This window comes from Kocuria sp. CPCC 205261 (genome assembly GCF_040981025.1).
In the GTDB taxonomy this organism is placed as follows: Bacteria; Actinomycetota; Actinomycetes; order Actinomycetales; family Micrococcaceae; genus Kocuria; species Kocuria marina.
In genome coordinates, this window is record NZ_JAVKPU010000027.1 from 1 (window position 1) to 4,219 (window position 4,219).

The 4,219-nt window shown below is 63.9% G+C and carries 4 protein-coding genes; 1 reads left to right on the forward strand and 3 read right to left on the reverse strand.

Features of this window, described 5'->3' with window-relative positions; genetic code table 11:
• Positions 1-263 precede the first annotated feature (263 nt).
• Entirely contained in the window at positions 264-614 is a 351-nt protein-coding gene (locus tag RF646_RS13175; RefSeq protein WP_368836225.1) for a hypothetical protein, read from the reverse strand.
• A 1,026-nt stretch (positions 615-1,640) separates the two neighbouring features.
• On the opposite strand from RF646_RS13175, the gene RF646_RS13180 reads away from it, so the two are divergent.
• Positions 1,641-2,945: an ISL3 family transposase gene (locus RF646_RS13180; RefSeq protein WP_368836226.1), complete on the forward strand. Its 1,305-nt coding sequence runs from the start codon at positions 1,641-1,643 to the stop codon at positions 2,943-2,945.
• 34 nt (positions 2,946-2,979) lie between these two features.
• On the opposite strand, the gene RF646_RS13185 is transcribed toward RF646_RS13180, so the two are convergent.
• A complete protein-coding gene (locus RF646_RS13185; RefSeq protein ID WP_368836227.1) occupies positions 2,980-3,723 on the reverse strand; it encodes a DUF6338 family protein in 744 nt (247 codons plus the stop codon).
• 10 nt (positions 3,724-3,733) lie between these two features.
• Complete coding sequence (locus RF646_RS13190; RefSeq protein WP_290498808.1) at positions 3,734-3,892, reverse strand: hypothetical protein; 159 nt, start codon at positions 3,890-3,892, stop codon at positions 3,734-3,736.
• Positions 3,893-4,219 lie beyond the last annotated feature (327 nt).

The window sequence follows — 4,219 nt, forward strand, 5'->3', positions numbered from 1 at the left end:
TCTGGGCGGCACTGGAATCGCCCATCACGGCAACAGCCGCGCCAACGTCAACAACGTCCTTGCCCGCAACACTTAGGTGTCCTGAACGCGGTCGGTGGTGGATCAGGGCTCAGATGTCGAGACGGGAGCCGGTTTACGCGGGCAGCATCGGGATGGTCCACGAACCAGTCACGCTCCTCGTCCTCATGGTCCCCGGTGTGCTAAGTAAAGCCAGCCCCGGGCTAGCAGTGCCCCAGGGCCGGTGGCGGGGTGGGAGGGGCCGATCAGTGAGTCAGTAGAGCGATCTTGTTGATGTCCTCGGGTTCTATGTAGTGGCGCCCCCTGAACAGACGGATTTTTCCGAAGACAATGACATGTCCCCCCCCAAGGTTATGAAAGTTATCCCATCCAAGTATTTCTAGTAGCTCTCCGGCTCGCTCAGACGAAAGCGTAACTGGGCACGGGTTGTTCGTGTACGGTCCGGTATTGAGATACTGCGTTCCGCCTGGCTTTCCCCCCACTGAGACAACTTTCCCCCAAACTATAGTAGTGCGGTCCAGATCAGCGGCACTAACCTCATGAGATGCCCTGATGAGATCCCTCAAGGGGACGTCCCCCCGGTCGGGAACACTCATGCGTTCATTGGATTGGGTGTATTGCAGATCGTTGACAAGATTACTTAGAAGCACGCGCAGGCCCATCGAGGCATGGTTTGCTCTTCTGCGCTCCCCATTATCGGTACCTGGCACATACCGCCGTACCCCGTCGGGGTTGGGAGTCTCGTCCACGGCGCGGCGAGAGGACCCGGCCGGGCGAGGAACGGGGCCGTCCAGTCTCAGTTGCAGGACGCGGCCCTCGTTCTCGATGGCGGGGACCACAGCCACACCTTCGCCCTCCTGGGTTTCGCTGACGCGGCTAGCCTGGGTGCAACCCAGCGTATGGCGGGCGGCGAAACAAGCCGCATGACCTTTTGGTGTTTTTCCCCGGTAGTAAGCGGGGCCATCGCACTCGATGCACTCCAAGGTGCCTTTGCGTTCCTGTCGCCAGGCATCGTCCTGCTCACTAAAGTCCTGAGAAGAATAGTTCATGCCATCAAGGGTGCACCGCGCTCTGCGCATGGTTTGGTCTCCTTTTTCAGGTAGTGCATCCAGTTATACAAGAGTGGTCTGACGCTCTTGACCCAGACTCGCTCGAGGTTCTTGCGTTCTGCTACTGCGGGGACGAGCAGGTGCCTGAGTGGTGGGGCCGGCGATGCGCTCTGGGTTTCGCGCCGAGTTCAAGGCGGTTCAGGAAGACACCCTCCTACCGGGAAACTGCGATGACAGCGGAGGTCTGGGCGAGGTACAGCTACGGGTGCTCCGACACGATCCGCGCGCACCTCCTGAGCAGCTGAGGATCAATCTCTTTCGGTATGCCGTCCATGCTTCCGAGCTCAAACAGCAACGGCATTAAACTCAAGGTGATTCATCATGCCCACCAAGGGCAACCCGGACACGGTGGCCAGAGTGAAACACAGTTCCTGCCAAACGGGCCCTTCACAGATGAGCATGGGTAGCGGTGTGCGCGTGGGCGTCTCGAGGGGTGTGTTGTGAGGTCTGGGTGGAGGTCGAGGCCTCCAGGATGGGTAGCGACCAAGCAACCCGATCCATGAAGGCCTCGACGTGTCTCATGCTATCTGCGCGCCCGCGTGCGCGCTCTTCGACCTGCCCGACGTCCATGTCAGGGCCGTGGAACGCGGACCACGCTCGTTCACCGTGGTGGTGGAGACTTTTCCGACGCTGGTGGGGTGCCCGTCCTGCGGGGTGCTCGCCACCGGCCACGGCCGCCGGGAGGTCGTGCTCCACGATCTGCCCTGCGCTGGGGTGCCCGTGCGGGTGGTGTGGCGCAAGCGGATCTTCAGGTGCCGGGAGGACGCCTGCGAGGTCGTGACGTTCAGTGAGGTCCACGAGCTGGCGGCACCGCGGGCCAAGCTCACCACCCGCGCGATTGCTTGGGCGGTGACGCAGCTGCGTTGCCATGACATCGCGGTCTCGGCCCTGGCCGAGATGCTCGGGGTCGCCTGGAACACCGTCTGGGACGCCATCACTCCAGTCATCGAGGCCCAGCTGGCCGCGGAGGATCGGCTGGCCGGGGTGGACGCCCTGGGCGTGGACGAGCACGTGTGGCGCCACGTGGGCCCACCCGGCACTGGGCTGGTCACCGGGATCGTGGACCACTCCCGCGGCGAGGACGGCCGGCCCCGGGCACGACTGCTGGATCTGGTGCCCGGGCGCACGGGGGCGGCCTACGGCGACTGGCTCATCGAGCAGGGGCCGGCGTTCACGAGCGGGATCCGCACGGCGACGCTGGATCCGTTCCACGGTTACGCCAATGCCATCCGCGACGAGCTCCCGGAGGCGATCACCGTCCTGGACGCTTTCCATGTGGTCAAGCTCGGCGGGCAGGTCGTCGATGAGGTCCGCCGCCGCGTGCAGCAGGACACTCTGGGTCACCGCGGGAGAGCCGGGGACCCGTTGTACGGGATCCGCCGCACCCTGCAGATCGGCGCCGAGCACCTGACCGAGAGGCAGGTCCGCCGACTCAACGCGAAGCTCGAGGCCGGGGACCCGCATCACGAGGTCACCCTTGCCTGGCATTGCTACCAGAAGCTGCGCGCGGTCTACCACGCCCGCCCCGAGACCGGCCGCCGGCTGGTCGCCGAGATCCTTGCCGCCTTCCCGTCCTGTCCCATTCCGGAGATCGCCCGGCTCGGACGGACCTTGCGCCGGTGGAAGGCCGCGATCCTGGCCTACTTCGATACCGCAGGAGCCTCGAACGGGCCCACGGAAGCGGTCAATGGCGTCATCGAGACCATGCGTCGCGTCGCCCGCGGCTTCCGCAACTTCGACAACTACCGGTTACGGGCTCTGCTCGCCGCAGGCGGTCATCGCCCCTGGCGGAGAACCGCTACCCACACTCAGCTGTGAAGGCCCGCCAAACGGTACAAAGGTAGGCACCCAGTCAAACCGATGTGGACGGTGAGACGTATTTCTGGACGGCGATCACCTTGATCTGGTCACCGCGAAGCACAATTCGCTCCCACTCCTGAGGCACCCGCGTCAGACCTTTGCTTAAATCGCGCTCCACCCACAACGGCTGGGCCAGGGCCAGCTCCCGGTCGGCCATCTCGAGGTTCGGGGTAAAGGTAGCCAGTACACCGACATACTGCTCGCCACTGAGCATCTCAACCTTCACCACACGGCCGGCCCCCGGCCCGGGGTGAAACCGGGCCATGAAACGACCAGCAGCGGTGCCATCGAGCTTGCCCTTAAACCACCTGATGGGTCTGGTTTGGAGTCGGCCCGGAATCTCGAAGGCGACGGACCAGGCAGAGATTTGCTGTACCTGCAGACGCATGGGCCCTAGACGCCAATACTGAAACCCCAGGGCGGCCAAGCACCCAACCATCGACACCAGCCCCACCGCGGTGACTGACCACCAAAAGTAGTCGGTGGCGTAGGCAGAGTCGCGCACTGCCCGCAGTGGGTTGAAGCCGGTCCATCTCTGCAACCCGACCAGCACGGCACCCACCACCGCAGCTCCGGCCACAGAACAGGCTAAGGAGAAGAGCCCCACCCGGCCGATCTCACGGAAGGCGGACTCCTTGGCCCCAGCGCGACGCCGCGCTTCCAGCAGGTCAGCCAATAGGCCGGGGGCGATGAAGAACAGGAAACCGAACAGGGTCGCCAGACTCGAAGGCGTCACGCTTGCCGACTCAGAAGAAGCGCGGCGGGACTTCGCCCTGGCCCACCCGATCCTGACCGTTGTCCGTCTGAACGAACTGGACCTGCTCAGTGTTCATCACCACGGTTCCTCGGCTCTCGCTCAAGCAGTCGATCTTGTCCTCGGTGATCCTGCGCGGGGTCTCAGCCATAGTGGGTCCTACTTCCAGTCCGGGGGAACGACCCCGGAGAAGGAGCCGCCACCTCCATTCTTACCCACATCCCAGACACCGCTACAGATCAGCCTCTGAGCTTTACGTCTGTGTGGGCCCGCCTGGTCGCCACCAGCAGTGCCTTGGCCTCGAGAGCACAGCCCCCTTCTTCCGGGCACCGATCGCGTGCTGGTGGGATCTCGCCACAGTGGAGTCACAATGATTGCCCACTGATGTCACCGGCGTCGTCGCCCTTAGTGTCTGTTCCTAAACCTTTCGGGCGAGGCGTTTGCTGGTGGTGCGGATCATCGCCCAGCGCACCATCGC